22 protein-coding genes and 1 pseudogene are annotated in these 23,903 nt (G+C 71.5%); 12 read left to right on the forward strand and 11 right to left on the reverse strand.

What is annotated here, in order from left to right:
• Positions 1-36: 36 nt before the first annotated feature.
• From EDD93_RS35355 to EDD93_RS35370, 4 genes are read left to right on the forward strand one after another with little or no spacing between them, the layout of a single operon-like run.
• On the forward strand, positions 37-1,038 hold the full coding sequence (locus EDD93_RS35355) for a carbohydrate ABC transporter permease (protein WP_123530388.1): 1,002 nt from the start codon (positions 37-39) through the stop codon (positions 1,036-1,038).
• The gene (locus EDD93_RS35360) at positions 1,035-1,910 is read left to right on the forward strand and encodes a carbohydrate ABC transporter permease (protein WP_123530390.1); all 876 of its coding nucleotides are present in this window, start codon (positions 1,035-1,037) and stop codon (positions 1,908-1,910) included. Before EDD93_RS35355 ends, EDD93_RS35360 begins: the two co-directional genes overlap by 4 nt.
• A 37-nt stretch (positions 1,911-1,947) precedes the next feature.
• Complete coding sequence (locus EDD93_RS35365; protein WP_123530392.1) at positions 1,948-2,988, forward strand: hydroxyacid dehydrogenase; 1,041 nt, start codon at positions 1,948-1,950, stop codon at positions 2,986-2,988.
• Entirely contained in the window at positions 2,985-4,886 is a 1,902-nt protein-coding gene (locus EDD93_RS35370) for a DUF2264 domain-containing protein (RefSeq protein ID WP_123530393.1), read from the forward strand. The genes EDD93_RS35365 and EDD93_RS35370 overlap by 4 nt, the downstream gene beginning before the upstream one ends.
• Before the next feature lie 39 nt (positions 4,887-4,925).
• Here the strand turns inward: EDD93_RS35370 and EDD93_RS35375 are convergent, their stop codons facing one another.
• The 7 genes from EDD93_RS35375 to EDD93_RS35405 form a co-directional block, all read right to left on the reverse strand.
• Positions 4,926-5,558, reverse strand: coding sequence for an LUD domain-containing protein (locus EDD93_RS35375; protein ID WP_123530395.1), 633 nt, complete (start codon positions 5,556-5,558; stop codon positions 4,926-4,928).
• Positions 5,555-7,093 (reverse strand): LutB/LldF family L-lactate oxidation iron-sulfur protein, encoded by a 1,539-nt coding sequence (locus EDD93_RS35380; RefSeq protein ID WP_123530397.1) that lies wholly within the window; start codon positions 7,091-7,093, stop codon positions 5,555-5,557. Before EDD93_RS35380 ends, EDD93_RS35375 begins: the two co-directional genes overlap by 4 nt.
• Positions 7,090-7,857 (reverse strand): (Fe-S)-binding protein, encoded by a 768-nt coding sequence (locus EDD93_RS35385; protein WP_123530399.1) that lies wholly within the window; start codon positions 7,855-7,857, stop codon positions 7,090-7,092. Before EDD93_RS35385 ends, EDD93_RS35380 begins: the two co-directional genes overlap by 4 nt.
• Before the next feature lie 150 nt (positions 7,858-8,007).
• Entirely contained in the window at positions 8,008-8,739 is a 732-nt protein-coding gene (locus EDD93_RS35390; protein ID WP_123530401.1) for a FadR/GntR family transcriptional regulator, read from the reverse strand.
• 149 nt (positions 8,740-8,888) lie between these two features.
• Complete coding sequence (locus EDD93_RS35395) at positions 8,889-9,932, reverse strand: S66 peptidase family protein (RefSeq protein ID WP_123530403.1); 1,044 nt, start codon at positions 9,930-9,932, stop codon at positions 8,889-8,891.
• Between the two features lie 51 nt (positions 9,933-9,983).
• Complete coding sequence (locus EDD93_RS35400) at positions 9,984-10,361, reverse strand: DUF4440 domain-containing protein (protein WP_123530405.1); 378 nt, start codon at positions 10,359-10,361, stop codon at positions 9,984-9,986.
• A gap of 166 nt (positions 10,362-10,527) precedes the next feature.
• Positions 10,528-11,268, reverse strand: coding sequence for a class I SAM-dependent methyltransferase (locus EDD93_RS35405; protein WP_123530407.1), 741 nt, complete (start codon positions 11,266-11,268; stop codon positions 10,528-10,530).
• Positions 11,269-11,480: 212 nt separating this feature from the next.
• Here EDD93_RS35405 and EDD93_RS35410 point away from each other — a divergent pair, with 212 nt between their 5' ends.
• The 3 genes from EDD93_RS35410 to fusA all read left to right on the forward strand — a co-directional run bounded on the left by EDD93_RS35410 (position 11,481) and on the right by fusA (position 15,294).
• On the forward strand, positions 11,481-12,395 hold the full coding sequence (locus EDD93_RS35410; protein ID WP_123530409.1) for a DUF2510 domain-containing protein: 915 nt from the start codon (positions 11,481-11,483) through the stop codon (positions 12,393-12,395).
• 102 nt (positions 12,396-12,497) lie between these two features.
• Positions 12,498-12,851: a hypothetical protein gene (locus tag EDD93_RS35415; protein WP_260256100.1), complete on the forward strand. Its 354-nt coding sequence runs from the start codon at positions 12,498-12,500 to the stop codon at positions 12,849-12,851.
• Between the two features lie 343 nt (positions 12,852-13,194).
• Complete coding sequence (gene fusA, locus EDD93_RS35420; RefSeq protein WP_123530411.1) at positions 13,195-15,294, forward strand: elongation factor G; 2,100 nt, start codon at positions 13,195-13,197, stop codon at positions 15,292-15,294.
• A gap of 67 nt (positions 15,295-15,361) precedes the next feature.
• Here fusA and EDD93_RS35425 read toward each other — a convergent pair whose 3' ends face one another.
• The gene (locus EDD93_RS35425) at positions 15,362-16,807 is read right to left on the reverse strand and encodes a glyceraldehyde-3-phosphate dehydrogenase (RefSeq protein ID WP_123530413.1); all 1,446 of its coding nucleotides are present in this window, start codon (positions 16,805-16,807) and stop codon (positions 15,362-15,364) included.
• Positions 16,808-17,004: 197 nt separating this feature from the next.
• Here EDD93_RS35425 and EDD93_RS35430 point away from each other — a divergent pair, with 197 nt between their 5' ends.
• Complete coding sequence (locus tag EDD93_RS35430) at positions 17,005-17,748, forward strand: GntR family transcriptional regulator (RefSeq protein WP_123530415.1); 744 nt, start codon at positions 17,005-17,007, stop codon at positions 17,746-17,748.
• A 15-nt stretch (positions 17,749-17,763) separates the two neighbouring features.
• Here the strand turns inward: EDD93_RS35430 and EDD93_RS40585 are convergent.
• Positions 17,764-17,862 (reverse strand): annotated as a pseudogene (locus EDD93_RS40585) (RNA polymerase subunit sigma); the annotation flags it as partial.
• Between the two features lie 326 nt (positions 17,863-18,188).
• Between EDD93_RS40585 and EDD93_RS35440 the strand changes: the two are divergent.
• Positions 18,189-19,505, forward strand: a complete 1,317-nt coding sequence (locus tag EDD93_RS35440; protein ID WP_123530417.1) for a DEAD/DEAH box helicase — start codon at positions 18,189-18,191, stop codon at positions 19,503-19,505.
• A 23-nt stretch (positions 19,506-19,528) separates the two neighbouring features.
• Here EDD93_RS35440 and EDD93_RS35445 read toward each other — a convergent pair whose 3' ends face one another.
• Complete coding sequence (locus tag EDD93_RS35445) at positions 19,529-20,179, reverse strand: TetR/AcrR family transcriptional regulator (RefSeq protein ID WP_221217380.1); 651 nt, start codon at positions 20,177-20,179, stop codon at positions 19,529-19,531.
• Positions 20,180-20,263: 84 nt separating this feature from the next.
• Between EDD93_RS35445 and EDD93_RS35450 the strand changes: the two genes are divergently transcribed.
• The 3 genes from EDD93_RS35450 to EDD93_RS35460 are packed head-to-tail and all read left to right on the forward strand — an operon-like array spanning position 20,264 to position 23,155.
• A complete protein-coding gene (locus tag EDD93_RS35450) occupies positions 20,264-21,382 on the forward strand; it encodes an ABC transporter permease (RefSeq protein WP_221217381.1) in 1,119 nt (372 codons plus the stop codon).
• Positions 21,379-22,263: an ABC transporter ATP-binding protein gene (locus EDD93_RS35455; protein WP_123530421.1), complete on the forward strand. Its 885-nt coding sequence runs from the start codon at positions 21,379-21,381 to the stop codon at positions 22,261-22,263. Before EDD93_RS35450 ends, EDD93_RS35455 begins: the two co-directional genes overlap by 4 nt.
• 1 nt (position 22,264) lies before the next feature.
• Positions 22,265-23,155, forward strand: a complete 891-nt coding sequence (locus tag EDD93_RS35460; RefSeq protein ID WP_123530423.1) for an ABC transporter ATP-binding protein — start codon at positions 22,265-22,267, stop codon at positions 23,153-23,155.
• A gap of 126 nt (positions 23,156-23,281) precedes the next feature.
• Here EDD93_RS35460 and EDD93_RS35465 read toward each other — a convergent pair whose 3' ends face one another.
• Positions 23,282-23,845: a dihydrofolate reductase family protein gene (locus EDD93_RS35465; protein ID WP_123530425.1), complete on the reverse strand. Its 564-nt coding sequence runs from the start codon at positions 23,843-23,845 to the stop codon at positions 23,282-23,284.
• Between the last annotated feature and the right edge of the window lie 58 nt (positions 23,846-23,903).

Raw genomic sequence — 23,903 nt, forward strand, 5'->3', positions numbered from 1 at the left:
GACAGACTCCCCAGCAGCAGAGAGGCAGGTGACACCATGACCAGCCCCCTGACCACACCGACGACGGCCCCCGCCAGCACCTCCGCGGCCGCCGCGGCGGCGCCTCCCAGGACGTCCCCGCGCTCCACGCGCAAGTCCGCGCAGCGGCGTGAACTGGGCGCGTGCGGCGCGCTGATGACCCCCTTCTTCATCCTCCTGGTGACGGTCTTCCTGATCCCGGTCGGAACCGCCGTCTGGCTCAGCTTCTTCAGCGACGACCAGCCGGGCCTGGGCTTCGGCCCGGAGCGCCGGGTCTTCGTCGGTCTGCGCAGCTACACCGCCGTACTGACCGACCCGACGTTCCTCAGCGGGCTGGGCACCGTCGTCCTGTACTGCGTGATCTACATCCCGCTGATGGTGATCGGCGCGCTCGCGCTGGCGCTGCTGCTGGACTCGGGGGTGGTGCGGCTGCGCTCCTGGGCCCAGCTCGGGCTGTTCCTGCCGCACGCCGTGCCCGGGATCATCGCCGCCGTCATCTGGCTCTACCTCTACACACCGGGACTGAGCCCCGTCGTCGACCTGCTCGGCAAGGCCGACATCACGATCGACTTCCTCGGTGTGCACACGGTCGTTCCCTCGATCGTCAACATCGCCCTGTGGAGCAACCTCGGATACAACATGGTGGTCTTCTACGCCGCGTTGCAGGCCGTGCCGCGCGAGGTCATCGAGGCGTCCGTCGTCGACGGCGCCGGCCCCGTCCGCACCGCCCTCCAGGTCAAGGCACCCCTGGTGCGCTCCTCGATCGTGATGGTCGCGATGTTCACCCTGATCTTCGCGCTCCAGCTCTTCACGGAGCCGATGCTGCTCAGCCAGTCGACCCCGATGATCAGCTCGCGCTTCTCGCCCAGCATGTACATCTACGACGCCGCGTTCACCCGTAACAACTACGGCCTGGCCGCCGCCGCCTCGGTCGTCCTGCTGGTCTGCACCGTCGCGCTCTCCTACGGCGTGACCCGCTGGACCAACCGCTCCAACGCCGCCGAGGAGGAAGCCCGATGAGTGCGACGGTTCCCACCCGCACCACCGCCGTACTGCGCCCCAGGCTGCTCGGCCGCTCCGTGGTCAACCTGGTCGTCGGTATCTCCGTGCTGTACACGCTGCTGCCGGTGCTGTGGCTGGTGCTCGCCGCGTCGAAGGACCGGGACGCGCTGTTCGGCAGCGACGTGCTGTCGCTCGACCACTTCTCCTTCACGCAGAACCTCAAGGACCTGTTCGCGATGGACGGCGGCCTGTACGCGCGCTGGTACGGCAACAGCCTGCTGTACGCGGTCCTCGGCGCCGCCCTCGGGGCGCTGATCAGCATCGCCTGCGGGTACGCCTTCGACAAGTACCGCTTCGCGCACAAGGAGAAGCTGTTCGGCCTGGTGCTCGCCGCGGTCATGGTGCCGCAGACCGTGCTGGCGCTGCCGCTGTACCTGATGGCGTCCGGTACCGGTCTGGTCAACACCTTCTGGTCGGTCTTCATCCCGGTCCTCTTCAATCCGTTCGGCGTGTATCTGGGCCGGATCTTCAGCCAGGGCTACGTGCCGAACGAGGTACTCGAAGCGGCCCGGGTGGACGGGGCCGGCGAGCTGACCACCTACTTCCGGGTCGCGCTGCGGATGCTCGGGCCGGGACTCGTCACCGTGTTCCTCTTCCAGCTCACCGCGATCTGGAACAACTTCTTCCTGCCCATGGTGATGCTCTCCGACCAGGACCTGTATCCCGTCAGCCTCGGGCTCTACACCTGGAACAGCGCCGCCACCGTCTCACCGGAGTACTACCCCGTGGTGATCATGGGTTCGCTGCTCGCGGTCCTGCCGCTGATCCTCGCCTTCGCGCTGCTCCAGCGCTTCTGGAAGTCGGGGCTCACCGCGGGCGCCGTCAAGTAGCCGGACCGGTCACACATCGTCGAGGACCAGGAGAAAGATGCCCAGCACCACCCCCACCACCCCTGCCGCACGCCGCCGGCCGCGTGCCGCCGTGGCGATGAAACCGGATGCCTCGGACGCCCTGCTGGACGCTCCGTCGCTGGCGGCGCTCTCGCAGGTGTGCGACCTCGCGCCGCCGCCCGTGCTCGACGACTTCACCACCGGCCGGGCCCGCGCCGTGCTCGCCGAGACGGAACTGCTGGTCACCGGCTGGGGCTGTCCGCCCATCGACGAGGCGGCACTGGCCGCCGCGCCCCGGCTGCGCGCCGTCGTACACACGGCCGGAAGCGTGCGCGGCCACATCACCGAGGCCTGCTGGGAGCGCGGCATCGAGGTGTCGTCGGCCGCCGCGGCCAACGCGCTACCGGTGGCCGAGTACACCGTCGCGATGATCCTGCTCTCCGGCAAACGGGCGCTGGAACGGGCCCGCGACTACCGCGCCGAGCGCCGCCGCGGCAACTGGCTGGCCACCTCCCCCGACGTGGGCAACTACGGCCGGACCGTGGGCATCCTGTCCGCCTCGCTCATCGGCCGCCGGGTCATCGAACTGCTGCGCCCCTACGACCTGCGGGTGCTGCTGCACGACCCGTACGTCTCCGACGAGGAGGCGGCCGCACTCGGTGTCCGGCCGGTGGGGCTCGGCGAACTGTTCGCGGAGAGCGACGTCGTGAGCGTCCACACCCCGCTGCTGCCCGCCACCCACAAGCTCGTCAGCCGTGAACTGCTCATGTCCATGCGGCCGGACGGGGTGCTCGTCAACACCGCGCGCGGCGCCGTCGTCGACCAGGACGCACTGACCGACGTCCTGCTGCAGAACCGCATCCGGGCGGTCCTCGACGTCACAGAACCCGACACGCTGCCGGCCGGCCACCCCCTGTGGGAGTGCGAGAACGCCCTGATCACCCCGCATCTCGCCGGTTCCCAGGGCAACGAGTGGCGGCGGCTCGTCGATCTGGCCGTGAGCGAGACCGAGCGCTGGGCCGAGGGTGACGGATTCGCCCATCCCGTACGACGCGAAAGGCTGGCTTTCCTCGCATGAACCGACCGCACCCCGACTCCCCGCTGGAGCTCCCCGCCGACGACCGGGCGACGAGCCCGGTCACCGGCTACACCCGCGCGCACTGGGAGGCCGCCGCGGACGGACTGCTCAAGGCCGCCTGGAAGTGGGCCACCCCCGGCAGCGCGATGCTCGACCTGCCCGGACGCCCCTCCGCGTCGGGGGTCCGCTCCGACGGGCTGGAGGGCTACGCGCGCACCTTCCTCGCCGCCGCCTTCCGGGTCGCGGGCGCGGGCGGCGATGACCCGCACGGCTGGCTCGGCCGGTACGCGGACGGGCTCGCGGCCGGCACCCGCACGCCGGGCCGGGACGACGCCGAGTCCTGGCCGCTGATCCGCGACCACACCGTCTTCGGCCAGCCCATGGTGGAGTCCGCCTCGGTCGCCATCGGGCTGCGCCTCACCCGGCCGTGGCTCTGGGACCGGCTGGACCCGGCGGTGCGGGACCGGGCCGAGGAGTGGCTGCGCGGCGCCCTGCGCCACACCCCGGCGGCCAACAACTGGTACCTGTTCCCGTACTCGGTGGCCGGGTTCCTGGAGTCGGTGGGCCGGGGCGACGCGGAGACCGCGCGCGCCCGGGAGCGGGCCCGCGACCTGATGGAGGTCTGGTACCGGGGACAGGGCTGGTACGCGGACGGCGACGGCCGCGCCTACGACCACTACAACGGCTGGGCGCTGCACCTCTACCCCGTCCTCGACGCCCACCTCTCCGGCGACGCGGAGTTCGCCGCGCACTACGGGGCGCGCCTGCGCGAGCACCTGGAGAGCTTCGGGCTGCTGTTCGGCGGGGACGGGGCGCCGATCCACTTCGGCCGCTCGCTGACCTACCGTTTCGCGGCCGGTTCGGCGGTCGGGCTCGGCGCGCTGACCGGGCACACCCCGCTCACGCCAGGCACCTCGCGGCGGGTGATCAGCGGGGCGCTGCGCTACTTCCTGGACCGGGGGGCGACCGGCACCGACGGGCTGCTGAGCCTGGGCTGGCACGGGCCGCACGACGCGACGCTCCAGCCCTACTCGGGCCCGTCGTCCCCGTACTGGGCGTCCAAGGCGTTCGTGTCCCTGCTGGCTCCGGCGGACCATCCGCTGTGGACGGCGACCGAGGAGCCGGCGCCCAGTGAGGGGCCGGACCGGGTCCTCGCCCTGCCGGCTCCGGGGCTGCTGGTCCAGTCGACCCGGGCGGACGGGATCGTCCGGCTGCACAACCACGGCAGCGACCATGTCCGGCCGCACGAGGGCGAGTCGGCGGCGCAGGACGATCCGCTGTACAGCCGTCAGGCGTACTCGACAGTCACCGGCCCCACGGCCCCGGCCAACGCCGCGGACAACCACCTGGCCGTGGTCGTCGGCGGAAACCGCAGCCGCCGCCGCGCCATCCGCCCGCTCGGCGCGGGCGGCGGCGAGGGCTGGGGCTGGGCCGCCTCGTGGCACCGTCCGGTCTTCGCGAGCGGTGCGGCCACGGAGCCGGGACTGCGGGTGGAGAGCGTGACCGTGGTCCGCGGGCGCTACGAGCTCCGGGTGCACCGGGTGCTCGGCGCGCCTCCCGGCGCCCGGGTCGAGGAGACGGGCTGGGCGACCGGAGCCGGCTCCGGGGTCACGTCCGCGCTGCACGCTCTGCACGGCTGGGAGTCGCGGGACGAGGTGCGCGCCCCGCAGGGCACCGCGTACACGCCGTGGGCGGTGCTGCCCCGGCTGGGCGCCGGCGCTGAGGGCACGGTGGTGCTGGCCGCGCTCGCCTCGCTCACCGCGGAGCCCGGCGCGGCCGCGCTCGACGCGGTGGTGAGCGGGGTGAACGTCGACGGGGACACGGTCGAGGTCTGCTGGGCCGAGGACGCCGCGACGACCCGTGTGGCCTTCGGCCCGGTGACGGTCGAGCACGGGTGACGGCGGGGGCGGGGCGTGCTCCGGCGCGCCCCCGCCCCGTCAGGCGTCGGTGCGGATGACGACGGCCAGGGTGCGCGGGCCGTGCACGCCCTCCACCCGTTCGAGCTCGATGTCGGAGGTGGCCGACGGGCCGCTGATCAGGGTCGTCGGCCGCGTCGGCACCAGCCGGGCGAGCGCCTCCGGTACGCCCACCTCCACGGCCGACAGGTCGACGACGCAGACATGGAGGTCGGGCACCAGTGACAGCGCCCGCCGGCCCTGGTCGGGTGAACCGTCCAGGAAGATCGTGCCGGTCTCGGCGCAGCCGGCGGCCGACGCGGTCACGACACCGTCGAGGGCATCGAGCCGGGGCGCGGGGATGTCGGCCGAGTCCTGCTGAACCTGCCCGTCGTACGCGGCGAGCCACTGCGGGTCGAGTCCGGCGGGCACCCCGATCCGCCGGGCACCGCGCTCCCGGAGCACCTCGGCCACGACGTCGGCCGTGCGGTCGGCCGTGCAGGGATGGACCTGGGCCTTGTAGTCGAGGAGCCGGTCGGTGAACAGGGCCAGGCGCTCCGCGTCGGGGAGGGTGCGCCCGGTGCGGTAGTCACGCGGGATCGGGGTGTCGGCGGCGGGTGCGAGGGCCAGGGCGTCCCGGACGCGGCCGAGCACCGTTTCGCGAGCGGTCGTCACTTCTCCTCCTGCTGCTGGTCGCGCGTGTGTTCGTCGGCGGCCGCCCGCATCGTCGCCGCGCCCTCGGCCGAGGCCAGCCAGGAGCGGAAGGTCTGCCTGGGCGGGGCCGGGGTGTCACGGCTGTCGCTCCAGCCGTTGAACGGGGGCGGCAGGTGGGAGATCTTCTTGTCCCGTCCGGCGACGACGCGGCCGAGCCCGGACGCCTTCTGCGCGGTGGTGAACAGTTTCGGCCGGCTCATCACCGCGGCCGCCGCCTTCATCGCGAGCTTCTCCGCCGTGGTGCCGGCCTGCTCGGTGTGCTGGTGGCGCAGCTCGACCAGCATCGACGGGATGTCGATCTTGACCGGGCAGGCGTCGAAGCAGGCCCCGCAGAGGCTGGAGGCGTACGGCAGCGAGCTGTTGGGGTCGTCCTTGGCGGCGTGCATGCCGGCGAGCTGCGGGGTGAGGACGGCCCCGATCGGCCCGGGGTACGTCGATCCGTAGGCGTGGCCGCCGGCCCGTTCGTACACCGGGCAGACGTTGAGGCAGGCCGAGCAGCGGATGCAGTTGAGCGCCTCGCGGCCGATGCTGTCCGCGAGGGTGGCGGTGCGTCCGTTGTCGAGGAGCACCAGGTGGAAGGTCTGCGGCCCGTCGCCGGGGGTGACTCCGGTCCACATCGAGGTGTACGGGTTCATCCGCTCGCCGGTGGAGGAGCGCGGCAGCAGCTGGAGGAAGACCTCCAGGTCCTGGTAGCGCGGCAGCACCTTCTCGATGCCCATGACCGTGATCAGTGTGTCGGGCAGGGTCAGGCACATGCGGCCGTTGCCCTCCGACTCGACGACGGACAGGGTGCCGGTCTCGGCGATACCGAAGTTGGCCCCGGAGACGGCGACCTTCGTCGTCATGAACTTCTCGCGCAGATAGGCGCGGGCGGCGGCGGCGAGGTGGGCGGGGACATTGTCCAGCGAGGGGTCGACGCCGGGGATCTCCTTGAGGAAGATCTCCCGGATCTCGTCCCGGTTGCGGTGGATGGCCGGCACCAGGATGTGCGAGGGCTTGTCGTGGGCGAGCTGCACGATGAGCTCGGCCAGGTCGGTCTCGTGCGGGGTGATGCCGATGGATTCGAGGTGCTCGTTGAGACCGATCTCCTGGGTGGCCATCGACTTGACCTTGATGACCTCCTTGCTCCCGGTCTCCCTGACCAGCCGCGCGACGATCTCGTTGGCCTCGGCGCCGTCCCGGGCCCAGTGGACGGTGCCGCCGCGTTCGGTGACCTTGCGCTCCAGCTCCTCCAGGAGTTCGGGGAGCCGGTTCATGGTGTCGGTCTTGATGGCCGCGCCCGCGTCGCGCAGCTCCTCCCAGTCGGGCAGTTCGCCGGTGACGTTGAGTCGTTTGGCGCGGATGGTGTGGGTGGCCTTGCCGAGGTTGCGGCGCAGCTGCGCGTTGCCCAGGTCGTCGTGGGCGGCCACGGGGAACTTCCGGTCACCGCGCAGGTTGCCCGTGCCGTACGGGGAGCGGGGCGGCGTCGCGGGCATGCCGAGAAAGGTGCTGCTCATCGGGCGGCCTCCGTCGGGACGTACGGCGAGGTGCGGGTGGCGGAGAGGATCTGGGCCAGGTGCAGGGTGCGGGTGCCGGAGCTGATCCGGGAGAGCCCGCCGCCGATGTGCATCAGACAGGACGAGTCGCCGGCGGTGCACACATCCGCCCCGGTGGCGGCGATGTTGCGCGTCTTGTCCTGGAGCATCGCGGTCGAGGTGTCGGCGTTCTTCAGCGCGAAGGTGCCGCCGAACCCGCAGCAGGCGTCGGCCTCGGGCAGCTCGGCCAGGTCGATCGAGTCGACGGCCCGCAGCAGCCGCAGCGGCTTCTCACCGACTCTCAGCATGCGCAGCGAGTGACAGGTGGGGTGGTAGGTGACGCGGTGCGGGAAGTACGCGCCGACATCGGTGGCGTCCAGCACGTCGACGAGGAACTCCGACAGCTCGTACGTCTTCGCCTTGACGCCGGCCACGCCCGCGCGCAGCGCCGCGTCGCCGTAGCGTTCGGCGATGAGCGCGTGCTGGTGGCGGACCGACCCCGCGCAGGACCCCGACGGCATGACGACGGCCTCGATGGAGGAGTCACCGAACTGCTCGGCGAAGTTGCGCACCAGGGGTACGGGTTCGCGCTGGTATCCGGTGTTGACGTGCATCTGGCCGCAGCAGGTCTGCCCCGGCGGGAACACCACCTCGTGGCCCAGGCGGGCCAGCAGCACCGCGGTGGATTTCACCGCCTCCGGGAAGAGCGTGTCTCCCAGACAGGTGGCGAAGAGTCCGATGCGCATGGGTCTCCCCGATCGTTTCTCTGCACGTGAACGTCATGATCCTTTTCATGGTCCCGACCGGATCATGAACCATGAACCATTGTATGGTCGGACCATAGTACGCGGCCTGCGGCGATGAAAGGGCGCAGGGCGGAACCGGACCGGCCCCGGTCAGGCCCCGGGCTTCTCGTCGACGAGCGTTCCGTGCAGTCCCCGGATGTGCGCCTCCACCAGATCGGCGGCCCGCGCCCCCTCGCCGGCGCGCACCAGGCGCAGCAGTTCGGTGTGGTCGGCGTTGAGCGCGGTGGCGGTGGCCCGCCAGTCCGGCGCGGCCTCCAGGGCCCGCAGGATGAGCGGCCGGACGGACTCGCGGACGGCGGAGGTGAGCGTGGAGGTCAGTTCGTTGCCGGAACTGCGCGCGATGTGCACGTGGAACCTGGTGTCGAGGTCGTTGAACTCGGGCACGCCGATGTCCGGCGCCCCCATCCGCACGAGCAATGCGCCCGCCTCGTCCAGGTCCTCCTCGGACGCGTGCCGCGCGGCGGCCTCGAAGCTGGAGCGCTCCAGCACGACGCGCGCCTCCAGTACGTCCTCCAGGCTGTAGCTGCCGAGGGCGAAGTGGAGCCGGAGCAGCCTGCCGAGGGCGTCGTCGGGGTTGCGCACGATCCGCGCTCCGGCGTCCGGCCCCCGGCCAGGCTGTGCGACCAGGACCCCGATGGTCTCCAGCACCCGCAAGGCCTCGCGCAGGGCGGACCGGCTCACTCCGAGCACCGGGGCGAGCTCGCGTTCGGGCGGCAGCCGGTCGCCGGCCCTGAGCTCACCGGCGAACACCCGCTGCTCGATGCTCTGGAGCACCAGCTCATGGGTGCGCGACTGCCGCACGGGCTGCCATTCGACGGGCATCCGCCACTCCCTGCCTCGACCGGCGCCGCTCCCCAGCCGGTCACGTTTTGTCCGAACATCCAACTATGTCACACACGACATGTGGTCGGACCAGAACGGATGCCTCCTCCGCCCTCCGCCCTCTCCTTCGGTTTCCTTCAATGCGGTCCTCAGTACGTGACGACGATGCGCCTGGCCGGTCCGTCCACCCGCACCCGACCGCCGTAGGGAATGATCAACTGCGGGTCCGTGTGACCGAGGTCCACGTCGAAGACGGCCATCGTCGCGGGGGCGTACTCGCTCAACGCCCGCAGAACGGCCTGCCGTTGGAGCACCCGGTACTCCTCGCCCTCCTTCGCCCCCAGCGGGCTTTCGAAGGACCAGTTCCTGGCGCGCCCCATCAGGAGTGCGGGGAACCGCTCCAGCAGCCCCCGCTCCCCCATGTTCCGCAGGATCCGGTACACCTGGTCGGCGCCGGGCATCTCCTCCGACGTCTCGAGGAACAGGACCCGGCCCTCGTACTCGGCCACCGGCCGTATCTCCCGGTCCGCCATCAGCATCCAGGACAGGATCTCCAGCTCACCGCCCCAGCTCGCACCCTCGACCACGCGGTCGGCGTTGTGCCAGGTCCAGCCGTCGGCGGGCAGCATCGCGGGTTCGGCGTCGAAGGTCCGCGGGTCCTCCCAGCGGCCGTTCACGCAGCCGCTCTCCTCGGCCGGGACGAGCTCATGGGCGTCGTGGGTGAACAGCGCCGCCCGCAGTGATCCGGCGGTCAGCGGGTGCATCGCCCCCGGGCGTCCCAGCTCGACCATCACCGATCCGCCGTGGTAGCCGACGATGCCCAGGCGTTCGAGGAACACCAGGAGACTGGTGTTGTCGCTGTAGCCGAAGAACGGTTTGGGGTTGGCCCGCAGCAGCTCCCGGTCCAGGTACGGGAGCACGGTGATCTGGTCGTCCCCTCCGATGCTGGCGAAAACGGCCCTGACCGCGGGGTCGGAGAACGCCGCGTGGATGTCGGCGGCCCGCTCCCGGGGCGTGGAGCCCATCTTCCGGGTGCTCGGGTACTCCACCGGTACCAGAGCGAACTCCTCGCGGAGCCTGCGCAGTCCCAGCTCGAACGGGAGCGGGAGGATGCCGGGGAGCCCGGACGAGGGGGACAGCACGGCGACGCGGTCGCCGGGCCTGGGCTTGGCGGGGCTGCTGGGGTTCGTCATTACAGGAGCCTAGACGGCGCACCGGCGGCCGTCGTTCGAATTCCCCCGGGGTCAGCGGGCGTTGACCGGCGTTCCCTGGTGGAAGTACAGCCGCCAGCGCGCCCCGGTGCGGCGCCAGATCGAATTGCGCCGCACTCTGCGCCCGTCCCTCTCGGTGACGAACGTCAGATGGACGACGCCCGGAGCCAGCAGCCTGCCGGACATGCCGGTGGCGGCGGCCGCGACGGGTGTCCCCTCTCCGTCGGCGGAGGTGACGGCGAGGATCGACGTCCTGTCGTACCGCCGCCCGGACGCGCCGAACTCGGTGAACTCCGGGTCGAGGAGCTCGGTCACCGCGTCGGGCAGGGCCCGGACCGCCGGATCGAGCAGCCGCAGCTCACCCTCGACAGCGGCCCGCACGGACCGCTCCTCCTCATCGTTTCCGTTCATGCGGAGACCTTAGGGCCTGCCGTGCCCGGCACAGACCCGGACGAGCGGTACCGAAGTGCCGATCGACCCGCCGGGTCCGTCGGACCTGCGCGCTACGTCGATCGCATGACCTGGGCAGACAGCACGACCGAACCCATCAGGCCGCAGCGGTTCCGCCCTGTACGGGTCAGGCCAGGACCAGCAGGTCCATCCAGCTGACGGCCGGCAGGTCCGGCTCCTGCGCAGCGGCCTGCCGCAACCGCCGCATCCCGGACGTGAACTCCTCGTCCGTGAGGCCCCGGAGCTTCGCGTCGGTGTCCCGGCGGATGCGGTCGGCGAAGCCGGACAGGGTCGGCGCGCTCTCCTGCGGCACGGCGTGCAGTGCGACCCGGGCGAAACCGGCTGCGGCGAACGCCGCGCAGGTCTGCTCGACGGTCGGGTACGTGTCGACGATGCGCGCGGTCCCGGGGAAGAACCGCACCCGCAGGTCCCGGGTGCAGCGGCCGGGGAAGGAGTTGCGGATCAGTACCGGCGCCCCCGGCTTCAGGGCCCGGCGTATCTCCCTCGCCGCGGCGGGCAGGTCCTCGATGTGGTGGAGGACCGAGCCCAGCCAGGCCGCGTCCGCGCACCCGTCCGGCACGGGCAGCGCCTCGGCCCGGCCGTCCAGCACCTCGATGTCCTCGGTCCGCGGGATCAGCGCGCGCATGGCGGCCGCCGGCTCGACCGCCAGCACCCGGACCCCGAACCAGTCGGCGAACACGGCCGCGAACGCCCCGGTACCGGCGCCGACATCGAGCACGACCGCCCCGGGCCCCAGCGGCACCTCGGCCGCGACCGCCGCGCGCCACGCGGTGAGCCCGTCGCGCGGAATCTCCCGGGCGATCCGGTAGTCCTCGGCGAACCTGCGGTCCGGAGCGGTCGCTTCCATGTGCCCTCAATCCTGCCGTGGCCGAAGGACCGGGCGGACCGCTGCCGCGCACCCACCGCGCTCCGTCGCGGATGCTAGCGAGCCACGTCATCAATTGTCTAGACCATAACCGGATTTCCCGGACGGCCGGAACGGAACCGGAACCGGCCGCCCAGGTCATCGAATTCATCTGATTCATAGGATTCTCACGCAACCCGGCTACGGTGGCTGCCGTGACGCAGACGAGCCCGCCCGGCTGGCATCCAGACCCCGGGTACACAGGATTTGGCCCCATCCAGGAACGCTGGTGGGACGGCAGCCAGTGGACCGATCACCTCCGGGTGCCACCGGCGGCCGTCCGCAGCCGCCGAATACGCATCGGCGCCGGCATCACCGCCGGGGTGGTGGTGCTCGCCGCCATCGGCGGTGGCGTGTACCTGCTGACCGACGACTCCGGCGAGAAGTCGGAGAACACGGCCACCGCCCCGTCCGGCACGCCCTCGCACGCGCCCAGCCGCGGGCCCGGGGCACCGGGCGGCAGCGGTGGCGGCGGCAACGACGGAGGAAGCGACGGCGGCGGCCAGAGCCCGGAGCAGCAGCTGCCGAAGACCGAGGACGGCTACGCGACCGACCTGGCGAGCGGGATCAGCATCCCGGTCCCGGACGGCTGGAAGGGCGAGTCGGGCATGGGTGCGGGCGTGACCACGGGTTCCTACGCCTGCCCCGGGGACACCAAGGAGAAGTGCGTCCGGGGCGGCGTGTTCTCCGTCCCGGCCGAGGCGCTGAAGCTGAACACCAAGACCGCGAAGGCCACCGCCGAGAAGGACATCGCCGCCAACGCGAAGGAATCGTACGGCGAGAAGATCTACGGCGGCATCACCTCGCACCAGGAACTGAAGTCCGAGGCGGTCACGGTGGCCGGCCAACAGGGCTACCGGGTGCGCTGGAAGGTCGTGACGAAGAAGGGGGACGACGGGTACGTCGAGTCGCTGGCCTTCCCCTCCCCCCATGCGGAGAACATGCTGATCGTCGTCCGTTCGGGCTTCGACATCAACAGCAAGGCCCCCGCCCTGTCCGTCCTCGATGACATCACCAAGGGCATCAAGGCCGCCTCGGGCACCGGTTCCGGCCCCGGCACCACGGCGTAGCCGCTTCAGCGGGGGCGCGGGCGGCCGGGTTGAGTACCCGGGCCGCCCGGACTGAGTACCTGACCCGATCCCGTACGGGTCCTTTGCCGGTCGAATGGAGCCATGGCTCCCGACGCACCGCGCCCCCGCATGCAGCACGTCACCAGTGCCGGCACCACGCTGGCCGTCACCCTGGCCCCGCTGGTGATCGGGGTCCTGCTGGCCCGGACGATGGCCCTGGATCCCCACGGCCCGGTGAACGCGCTGATCACCCGCGGCGGCCGGGGAGCGGGCGTCTCATCCGCCGAGTGGCGCGGCTGCGGCCGCAGGGCGCTGCGGCGGTGCCGTACGGCGTGCCGTTCCCGCGGCCGGTTCGCGGGCCGTGGTTCCCTCCGGTGCGGCACGGACCCGTCCTCTCACGGCCACGGCCCGGCAACAGCCCCCGCTGCGACGGAAAACCGGTTCCCCCGGCCGTAATCGCCTGCCTAGACTCGCCACGAGAGCACGCGCCGCTGTCAGTTCAGGGCGCGCACCGTGACCAGTGAGGGGAGACCTGCCGTGCACCACCGCACCGCCGTCGTCGTTCCCCTGTCGCGGTACGAGGTGATCCTGGTGTCTACCTGCGCCCGGCGCCGGCTGCGCGGCCGGCCCCGGACACCCGCGACGAACACCTGATCCCTGCCACCTCTCCGACTGACCGTCATCGCGGCGCCGCCTGTGCGGCGCGCCGCGTTCAGGGGGTTCCGCAGACCCGGGAACAGGCCTTTTCGTCCGGGGATCGCGCCGTCTTCTTCCGGATCACCCCGAAGGGCCACGGACCGTGCGTACCGAACCGAACCGCCAGCTCACCAGCACCCTCGACCGCGTTCGCAACCTGGGCATCCTCGCCCATGTCGACGCAGGCAAGACCACCGTCACCGAGCGGATCCTCTACGCCACCGGCACCACCCACAAGCGCGGCGAGGTCCACGACGGAACGACCATCACCGACTTCGACTCCCAGGAACGCGACCGGGGCATCACCATCTTCGCCGCCGCGGTGAGCTGCACGTGGGCGGACCACCGGATCAACCTGATCGACACCCCGGGGCACGTCGACTTCGCTGACGAGGTCGAGCGTTCACTGCGGGTCCTCGACGGTGCGATCGCTGTGTTCGACGCGGTCGCGGGTGTGGAGCCGCAGAGCGAGTCGGTGTGGCGTCAGGCCGACCGGCACGCCGTTCCGCGCATCGCCTTCGTCAACAAGCTCGACCGCGTCGGCGCCCGTCTCGACACCGCCGTGGCGTCGATCCGGGAACGGCTGCACACGGTGCCCCTGGTAGTCCAGCTCCCCATCGGGGAGGAGGAGCGTTTCAGCGGAGTCGTGGACCTGCTGCGCATGCGCGCACTGGTCTGGGCCGACGGCAGCGACACCTACGAGGAAGGGGAGGTGCCCGATGAACTGCGGGCGGAGGCGCTCCGGCGCCGACGGCTGCTGGAGGAGACGGTGGCGGAGCTCCACCCGGCGGCCCTGGAGGAGTTCTGCGCGCGCTCCACGCTCTCCGCGGCGACGCTGGCCGAGGCCCTGCGCGATCTGACCCGCACCGGCGAGGGCGTCGTCGTGCTGTGCGGTTCGGCCTACCGCAACCGAGGTGTCGAACCGCTGCTGGAGGCCGTCGTGGCCTACCTGCCCTCACCGCAGGACGTGCCGCCCGTACGCGGCACGCTCGGCGGCGACGTGGTGGAACGGGCCGCCGATCCGGTGGCTCCGCTGGCCGCGCTGGCGTTCAAGGTGGCCGCGACCGCCACGGGCAGGCTGACGTATCTGCGGGTGTACTCGGGCACGCTCGGGAAGGGGGAGACGGTGCTGGACGCGGGCGCGGGGCGCAGCGAGCGCGTCGGCCGGATCCTGCGGGTCCAGGCCGACCGCCATGTCGATGTGGACGAGGCGGTGGCCGGGGACATCGTCGCGGTGATCGGCCTCAAGTCCGCCCGCGCCGGTGCCACCCTGTGCGCGCCGGGTGCCCCGCTGGTCCTCGAACCGCCCACCGTGGCCGACCCGGTCGTGTCGGTGGCGGTCGAGGCCGGCCGGAACAGCGACACGGAGCGGCTGATGGCGGCGCTGGCGCGGCTTGCCGAGGAGGACCCGTCGCTGGCGGTGCGGACGGACCCCGAGACGGGTCAGACGGTGCTCTCGGGCATGGGCGAACTCCATCTGGAGGTCGCGGCCGAGAAGATCCGCCGGGCCCACGGTCTGGAGGTCCGGGTCGGCCGCCCGCAGGTCGCCTTGCGGGAGACGGTCGTGCGCGGTGTGTCGGGTCTGGTGTACCGGCACGTCAAGCAGGACGGCGGGGCGGGGCAGTTCGCCCATGTCGTGCTCGACGTCGAGCCGTTGGCAGATGCCGGAGGGCAGGACGGCGAGGGCGGGGCGGAGTTCGTGTTCCGTTCGGCCGTCGCCGGCGGCCGGGTTCCGCAGGAGTACGTCCGTGCGGTGGCGGCCGGCTGCCGGGACGCCCTGGCCGAGGGCCCCGTGGGCGGGCATCCGGTGACCGGGGTACGGGTGACGCTGACCGATGGCGCCACCCACCCCAAGGACTCCTCGGAGATGGCGTTCCGCACGGCCGGGCGGTTCGCACTCCGGGAGGCGCTGCGCTCCTGCGCGATGGTGCTGCTGGAGCCGGTGGCCGAGGTGACGGTCACCGTGCCGGACGACGCCGTCGGCGGGGTGCTCGGCGACCTGGCCGCCCGGCGTGGCCAGGTGTCCGGCTCCACCGCGCGGCCCGGTACGGCGGTGATCACGGCGACCGTGCCGCTGGGCGAACTGTTCGGCTACGCGACCCGGCTGCGCAGCCGGACCCAGGGCCGGGGGACGTTCACCACCCGGGCCACGGGCTACGCCCCGGCGCCGAGCACGGTGCCGGGCCCGGCGGCGGCCCGCTAGCCGGCGCGTTCCGCTCCCGTGTGCGGGCAGCCTCCGGGCTGCCCGCACACGGGCCGGTGCGGCGTGGTCAGAGCACGGGTACCGGGAAGGTCGGGTACTCGACCCCGGAGACGTGCTGGACGACGCGGACGACCTGGCAGGAGTAGCCGAACTCGTTGTCGTACCAGAGGTAGAGGATCGCGTTGTCGCCGTCGACCTGGGTGGGGCCGGCGTCGACGATGGAGGCGTGGCGCGAGCCGATGAAGTCGCTGGAGACGGCGTCCGGGGCGGTGGTGAAGTCGATCTGACGCTTGAGCGGCGAGGTGAGGGACACCTCACGGAGGTGGTCGAGAACCTCGGCGCGGGTGGTCTCGCGCCCGAGCTTCAGGCTGAGGATCGCGATCGAGACGTCCGGCACCGGGACCCGGATCGAGCTGCCGGTGATCGTCGCGTCGAGGTCCGGGAGCGCCTTGGCGACGGCGGACGCCGCACCGGTCTCGGTGATGACCATGTTGAGCGGCGCCGAGCGGCCGCGCCGGTCGGAGCTGTGGTAATTGTCCAGCAGGTTCTGGTCGTTGGTGAACGAGTGGATCGTCTCCACGTGACCGCGCAGGACTCCGTACTCGTCCGCCATCGCCTTCAGCGGTGGGACGATCGCGTTGGTGGTGCAGGAGGCGCAGGAGATGATCTGCTCGTCCGGCTTGATCATGTCGTGGTTGACGCCGTGCACGACATTGGGGACGTCGCCCTTGCCGGGTGCGGTGAGGACGACCTTGGCGATGCCGGGACGCAGATGCTGGGACAGCCCCTCGCGGTCGCGCCACCTGCCGGTGTTGTCGATGAGGACGGCGTTCTTGATCCCGTACGCCGTGTAGTCCACCGTCGTCGGGTCGTCGGAGTAGATCACCTTGATCTCGTTGCCGTTGGCGATGATCCTGTTGTTCGCCTCGTCGACGGTGATCGTGCCCTGGAACTGGCCGTGGATCGAGTCGCGGCGCAGCAGCGAGGCGCGCTTGACGATGTCCTGGCCGGCGGCCTTGCGGACGACGATGGCCCGCAGTCGCAGGCCGTTGCCGGAGCCGGCCTTCTCGATGAGCAGCCGGGCCAGGAGGCGGCCGATGCGGCCGAATCCGTAGAGGACTACGTCGCGCGGCTCGGCGCGCTCGATCTTGTCGGCGCCGGTGGCGCCCGCGACGGCCCCGGCGGTGAACTCCGCCTCGCTGAGGCCTCGGTCGTCGGTCCGGTACGTCGCGGCGAGCATGCCGATGTCGATCTGGGAAGGGCCGAGATCGAGAGTGGTGAGCGCCTTCAGGAACGGCAGCGTCTCGGTGACCGAGAGCTCCTCACCGGCGATCTGCCGGGCGAACCGGTGGGTCTTGAGGATGCTGACCACCGACTTGTTGACCAGGGAGCGGCTGTGCAGCAGGACGGTGACGTCCCGCTCCCGGTGCAGCTTCCCGATGATCGGGATCATCGACTCCGCGATCTCTTCGCGGTTCTTCCAGTTGGTGAACGAGTCGTCATTGACAGTCACAGGTTTATCTTTCGAGCTAGGAGGCGCTCATATGGTAACCCGCTGATGTTCTGGTCATTCAGAGGGTGCCGCTCCCCCACCGCAACTTCGGGGAATCGCCCGGAGTCCGGTATTTGTTCTGACATATATACGTACAGAGCTTGAGTCGAACGTGCGGCATACTGAACCCCGTGGCCGAACGTCTTGAGGAGCCCGACATGGAGTCGATCACCAGGCTGATCACCATCGACCGGAGCAGCCCGGTGCCGCTGTACTTCCAGGTCGCACAGCAGCTTCAACAGCTCATCGAATCGGGCACGTTGGCCCCGGGGACGCGGCTGGAGAACGAGATCGCCCTGGCCGACCAGTTCGGGCTCTCCCGCCCCACCATGCGTCAGGCCATGCAGCATCTGGTGGACAAAGGACTGCTCGCCCGCAAGCGGGGGGTCGGCACCCAGGTCGTCAACAACCGGGTGCGCAGGCAGATCGAGCTGACCAGTCTGTTCGAGGACCTCAAGCGCGACGGCCGGCGGCCGCGCACCGAGCTGCTGTCCATGCGCACCGTGCCCGCCTCCGCCCGGATCGCCGCGGCCCTCAAGGTCGAGCCCGGCGCCGATACCGTCGCCCTGCGCCGGCTGCGGTACGCGGACGACGAGCCCATAGCGGTCATGGAGAACCACCTGCCGGCAGACCTCCTGGGCCTGACCGAGGAGGACCTGACCGGACACGGCCTGTACGAACTGCTCAGGCGGGCCGGCATCGCCCTGCGCACCGCCGACCAGACCATCGGGGCACGCCGGGCCACCGCGGCGGAGTGCCGGCTGCTCGGCGAACCCCGAGGCGGCACCCTGCTCACCATGGAGCGCACGGTCCTCGGGGACGCGGGGCGCCCGGTGGAGTTCGGCTCGCACCTGTACCGGGCGTCCCGGTACGCGTTCGAGATGACACTGACCGCTCAGTGAACCGCCGGCCGGGCATCAGCCGGAGCGCCGGGTGTTGAGCCGGGCGGCCTGACGCGTCAGGTGGTCCCGCTCAGCCAGGCCGGGAGCCTTCCGGGCCGCCTCGGCGTGCAGCCGCGGCCACGGTGTCCTCCCCGACGCCGGTGCGAACCGTTTCGGCCGCTCCCACTACGGGGACGGAGCGGGTTGCGGGTTCTCGACATCGCCGGCAGGAAAAGCCTCCTACTCCGTGTTCCGCTGATCATCCTGACCTTCGCCAGGCCCCGTCGAGCCTTCCCCGGGGCCTGGAAACCGCCCTCCCCTGGGGCACTGCCCGGCGCCGGGACCGGGCCCCGGCGCCCGCTGGTAAAATGGGCCGGAAGCTTGCGACATCGCCGGGGCCCGTGCCGAGGAGCACGGGCCCCGGCGCGTTACGGAGGCCCCCACCCGAGGAAGGTTCCCCCATGAACGCGAAGCCGCCCGCCACCGGATCCTTCGCGGAGCTGGGACTGCCGGGCGCCCTGCTGACGGCGATGACCGGCCTCGGAGTCACGGAGCCCTTCCCCATCCAGGCGGCCACGCTGCCCGACGCGCTGGCCGGCCGGGACGTGCTGGGGCGGGCGCGGACCGGTTCGGGCAAGACGCTGGCCTTCGGCCTCGCCCTGCTCGTGCGGACCGCCGGGCAGCGCGCGGAGGCCAAGCGCCCCCTCGCGCTGGTGCTCGTCCCGACGCGGGAGCTCGCCCAGCAGGTGGGTGACGCGCTGGAGCCGTACGCACGGGTGCTCGGGCTGGGTCTGACGACGGTGGTGGGCGGGCTGTCGATGAACCGGCAGGCGGCCGCGCTGAAGGCGGGTACCGAGGTGGTCATCGCGACACCGGGACGGCTCTGCGACCTGATCGAGCGGCGCCACTGCCACCTGGACCGGGTGGGGATCGCCGTACTCGACGAGGCGGACCAGATGTGCGACATGGGCTTCCTGCCGCAGGTCTCCGAGATCCTGGACCAGGTCCGCCCCGGCGGCCAGCGGCTGCTCTTCTCGGCCACGCTCGACCGCAACGTCGACCAGTTGGTGGAGCGCTACCTCGACGAGCCGGTGCTCGCCTCGGTCGACCGGGACCGTGCCTCGGTCACCACGATGGAGCACCACGTCCTGAACGTGCACGCGGCCGACAAGTTCGCGGCGGCGACCGAGATCGCCGCCCGGGAGGGGCGGGTGCTGATGTTCCTGGACACCAAGGCATCGGTGGACGCCTTCACCCGGCATCTGAAGACCAGCGGAATCCCTGCGGCCGCCCTGCACAGCGGGAAGTCGCAGCCGCAGCGCACACACACGCTGGAGCAGTTCAGGAACGGCGGTGTGACGGTTCTCGTGGCCACGAACGTGGCGGCCCGCGGCATCCATGTCGACGACCTCGACCTGGTGGTGAACGTGGACGCGCCCACGGAGGCCAAGGACTACCTGCACCGCAGCGGCCGCACCGCGCGGGCCGGCCGGGCCGGCAAGGCCGTCACGCTCGTCACCCCGGCGCAGCGCCGGGACGTGAGCAAGATGCTGTCCGAGGCCGGGGTCCGGCCGACGGTCACTCAGGTGCGGTCGGGCGAAGCCGAGTTGACGCGGATCACCGGTGCGAAGCGGCCGCCGACGACCAAGCCCGTACAGACCGGCAGGCGCCCGTTCCGCGGGATGGGGGCCCAGGCCCCGAAGGAGAGCCGCCGCGCCGCCCAGTCCCGCAAGGAGGCGGAGGCCCGCCGGGCGTCGCAGGTGCGCAAGGGGCGCTGATCGGCGCCGCCCGTGACCCCGGGTTACTTCGAGGGCGGCAGACTCGCCGTGAGGTAGCGCTGGATCACGGGCGCGACGCATGCGACGAGCAGTTCGGTGTCCGCCTCGACGAGAGCGGCGATCCCCAGGATGTGGCGGCCGACGACCAGGCCGACCAACTGGCTCGCGACCAGCGATACCCGCAGCTGCGGCCGGTCGCTGCCGAGGTTCGCCACGACGGGCCCGACCATCTGCTCGGACAGGAACTGCCCCAGAGCGTCCGCCGCCTCCTGGTCGGAGAAGACCGAGCGCATCATCGCCGCCAGGGGCCCCCGGGACGAGGGCTTCAGCCAGAGGCTGAGGTAGAGGCGGACCAGGCGCTCACCCAAGCCGTCCCTGTCGGTGCGCAGCACCTCCGCGATCTGGTCACTCAGTTGGAGGGGCAGCCTCAGACTGGCGACGAACAGGTCGCGCTTGCTCCCGTAGTAGTGAATGACCAGGGCGGGATTGACGTCGGCCGCCGCGGCGATGGCCCGTACGGTCGTGGAACCGTAGGAGCCTTGGGCGAAGAGGAGTTGGGCCGACTCCAGAATCCGGTCGCGGGTCACGGTGTCACCGGCCCGCCTGCCCACCGGCCGGCCCGGCCCGCGGGCGGGGCGGGAAGCCGGCGCGGCTGGTTCGTCGCTCTCGTTCACTCGCTCAGCCTAACTTAATTAAACGCTCGTTGCATATCGCGTGAGGGGCTCCTAACCTGTGCCCACCCGGACGGTGTACCCCGGGTGACCCGATCAGCGGCGTCCACGGCCTGGGCGCCCCAGGACAAGGGCGGTGTCCTCATGTGGGCGATGATCCTCAAGGAATTCCTGGAGCTGCGGCGCGACCGCCGCACGATGGTGATGATCATCGCGTTGCCGCTCCTCCTGCTGGTGGTCTTCGGCTACGCCGCCAACTTCCGCGTCAGTGACGTACCCACCCGGGTGTACGGCCCCCACGCCCAGGCCGTGGCGGCACAGCTGAAGTCTCCCTTCGACGTACGGGAGGTGGACCCGGCGGGGACCGAACGGCAGGGACGTGACGCGCTGCGCTCCCAGGACGCCGGGGCCGTGGTGGTCACCACCGCATCGTCGAGGAGCTCGATCGTCCTGATCGACGGATCGGACCTCTTCTCGGCACAGGCGTCCGCCTCGGCCGCCCTGGCCGGCGGAGGCGTCCTGAAACCGGAGGTGCTGTTCAATCCGGACCTGAAGACGTCGTGGGTGATGGTTCCCGCCCTCGTCGGCATGATCATGGCGTTCATCGGCACGATCATCACGGCGATCGGACTGGTCCGCGAGCGGCAGGCGGGGACGCTCGAACAGCTCGCGGTGATGCCGTTCAAGGCGTCCGACGTCATCGTCGGCAAGATCGCCCCGTACTTCGTCCTGGCGGCCTTCGACATGATGCTGGTGACCGTGCTCGGCTGCCTGCTGTTCGGGGTGCCCTTCACGGGGAACGTCGCCGTCCTCGTGCTCGGCGCGGCCCTGTTCCTGTTCACCGTGCTCGGGATCGGCGTGCTGATCTCCTCGGTTTCGCAGAACCAGGGACAGGCCATGCAGATGTCGCTCCTCACCCTCATGCCGCAGATCCTGCTGTCCGGCATGATCTTCCCGCTCGCGGCCATGGCCGCCGGGGTCCGCTGGATCGGCTACATCTTCCCGCTGACCTACTTCAACAAGATCAGCAACGGCGTGATGCTCCGGGACGCGCCGATCGACTCCCTCGCGCTGCCGCTCGGAGTCCTGGCCGGCATGGCGGCTCTGGTGTTCACCGCGGCCGTCCTCCGGTTCCGTCGCGACCTGGCTCCCGCCGCACCGAAGGGCGCTGCCCGCAAGGCCGTTCCTGCTGCGAGCGTCCGATGACCGGGAACCCCGAGAGCGGCGCCGGCGGCGCCACGCCTGCGGACCTGGTTCCGGGACCGGACGGCTGGGGCGCCTTCGACGTCACCGTCGCGTTCGGCGACACCACCGCGCTGGACAGCGTCACTCTCGCCGCCCGCAACGGCGAGGTCTCGGCCGTCGTCGGCGGTGACGGGGCGGGCAAGACGACACTTCTGCGCACCCTGGTCGGCCGCATCCGACCCGGCTCGGGCCGGATCAGCGCCCCGCGCACCCCTGCCTGCGGATTCATGCCCACCGGCGCCTCCGGCGTCTGGCAGGACCTCACCGTGAACGAGAACATCGACTTCGTCGCCGCCGCCCACCGGCTGTCCGGCAGCGAACTGGCCGATCGACGGGCGGAGTTGCTGCACGCCACCGGGCTGGAGCACGCCACCGGCCGGCTCGCCGGGAAGCTGTCCGGAGGCATGCGGCAGAAGCTCGCGTTCTGTCTCGCCATCTTCCACCGGCCCCAGCTGCTCGTACTGGACGAGCCGAGCACCGGCGTCGACCCGGTCAGCCGCGTCGATCTGTGGCGCCTGATCTCGCGGACCGCGGCCGACGGAACCGCCGTCGTCATGGCCACCACCTACCTCGACGAAGCCGAACGCGCCTCCACCTGCCTGGTCCTGGACGACGGCCGGGCGCTCGCCTCCGGCCCGCCCGCCGACATCCTCGGCGAAACGCCCGGCACCATCACCACCGGCGACGCCCCCGCCGGGCCCCGCGAACTGTCCTGGCGGCGGGGCAGGCAGACCCGTTCCTGGCACCAGGGCCCCGCCCGGCCCGGCGAACAGCCCGTCGCGCCGGACATGGAGGACGCCGTCATCGCCTTCACCCTCGCCGACCAGCATCCGGAGCAGTGACATGAGCGCCCACCACGAATCCCCCGCGTCCGCCCTGGTCGGCGCGGACCGCATTACCAAACGGTTCGGCAACTTCACCGCTGTCGACACCGTCTCCATGGAGGTCGCTCCCGGCGAGATCGTCGGCCTCCTCGGCGCCAACGGGGCCGGCAAGACGACCGTCATCCGCATGCTGCTCGGCCTGGCCCTGCCGACCGAGGGGACGGTGACCACGTTCGGCCGCGCGCCCGACCGCACCACCCGGCAACGCCTCGGCTACGTACCCCAGGGCCTCGGCCTGTGGCAGACCCTCACGGTCGCGGAGAACATCTCCTTCGCCTCCGCCGCGTTCCGGGCCGAACCCCCCGCGCTGGATCCGGCGCTGGCGTCCGTCCGGCACCGCCTGGTCTCCACCGTCGGGCTCGGGCTGCAACGCCAGCTCGCTTTCACCATCGCGCTGGCCCACCACCCCGAACTCCTGGTCCTGGACGAGCCCACCTCCGGCGTCGACCCACTGGCCCGCGCCCGCCTCTGGGACAAGATCCACGACCAGGCCGACCACGGCACCGGCGTCCTGGTCACCACCCACTACATGCAGGAGGCCCAGCAGTGCGACCGGCTCATCCTCATGTCCCGGGGCAAGGCGGTGGCCGCCGGAACCGAACGCGAGATCATCGCGGACACCACCGCCTGCGAGGTCGACACCGGGCACTGGGCTGACGCCTTCGCGGCCCTCGACCGCGCCGGACTGCCCGTCACCCTCACCGGCCGCCGCGTCCGCCTCGCCGACACCCCGGCCGACACCGTCCGCAGGGCACTGGGGTCCGCCGGCATCACCGGCGACGTCCACGAGGTCCGGGCCACCCTCGAAGAGAAGATGACCGTCATCGACCGGGCACCCGCCGACGCCTGATTCCACCCGGACGCAGGCGCCCGGACCGTCCGCCGGCCGGACGAGCCCGCCCCCGTCCCACCCGCACTCCGCCCAGTGGCGGCGTCCGTGTGGAGCCTGCGGGCGGCCGAGTCGCGTGACGGGCACTCAGCGCCGCGTCTCGTACCTGGTCAGGATCACGCCGCGGGGAAGCGTCCGCGTCTCGACCAGGTTCAGGTTCACCCAGTTGTCCAACGCGGTGAAGAACGGCGTGCCGCCGCCCACCAGGACCGGCGCGGTGGCCAGCACGTACTCGTCGATCAGCCCGGCCCGCATGGCCGCCCCGGCGAGCGTCGCGCCGCCGATGTCCATCGGGCCGCCGTCCTCGGCCCTGAGGCGGGTGATCTCGCGGACCGCGTCGCCGGTGACCAGGCGGGTGTTCCAGTCGACCTTGTCGACCGTCGAGGAGAACACCACTTTCGGCATGTCCCGCCAGCGGCGCGCGAACTCGATCTCCGCCGGGGTGGCGTTCGGCCGCTGATCGCCGGTCGGCCAGTAGGAACTCATCGTCTGCCACAGCCCGCCCCCGTACAGCGACAGGCCGGTCGCCTGCAACCGGTCGGACCAGAACTGGAACAGCTCGTCGCTCGGCACGCTCCAGCCGATGTCGTCGCCGGGCGCGGCGATGTAGCCATCCAGGGTCACGTTCATGCCGTAGATCAGCTTCCGCATGGCGTCAGCCTCCCGTAGGTCGGTCTCACGAGTACAGACCGACACGGCACGAGAACTC

Origin of the sequence: Streptomyces sp. 840.1 (assembly GCF_003751445.1) — a bacterium.
Taxonomy (GTDB): Bacteria; Actinomycetota; Actinomycetes; order Streptomycetales; family Streptomycetaceae; genus Streptomyces.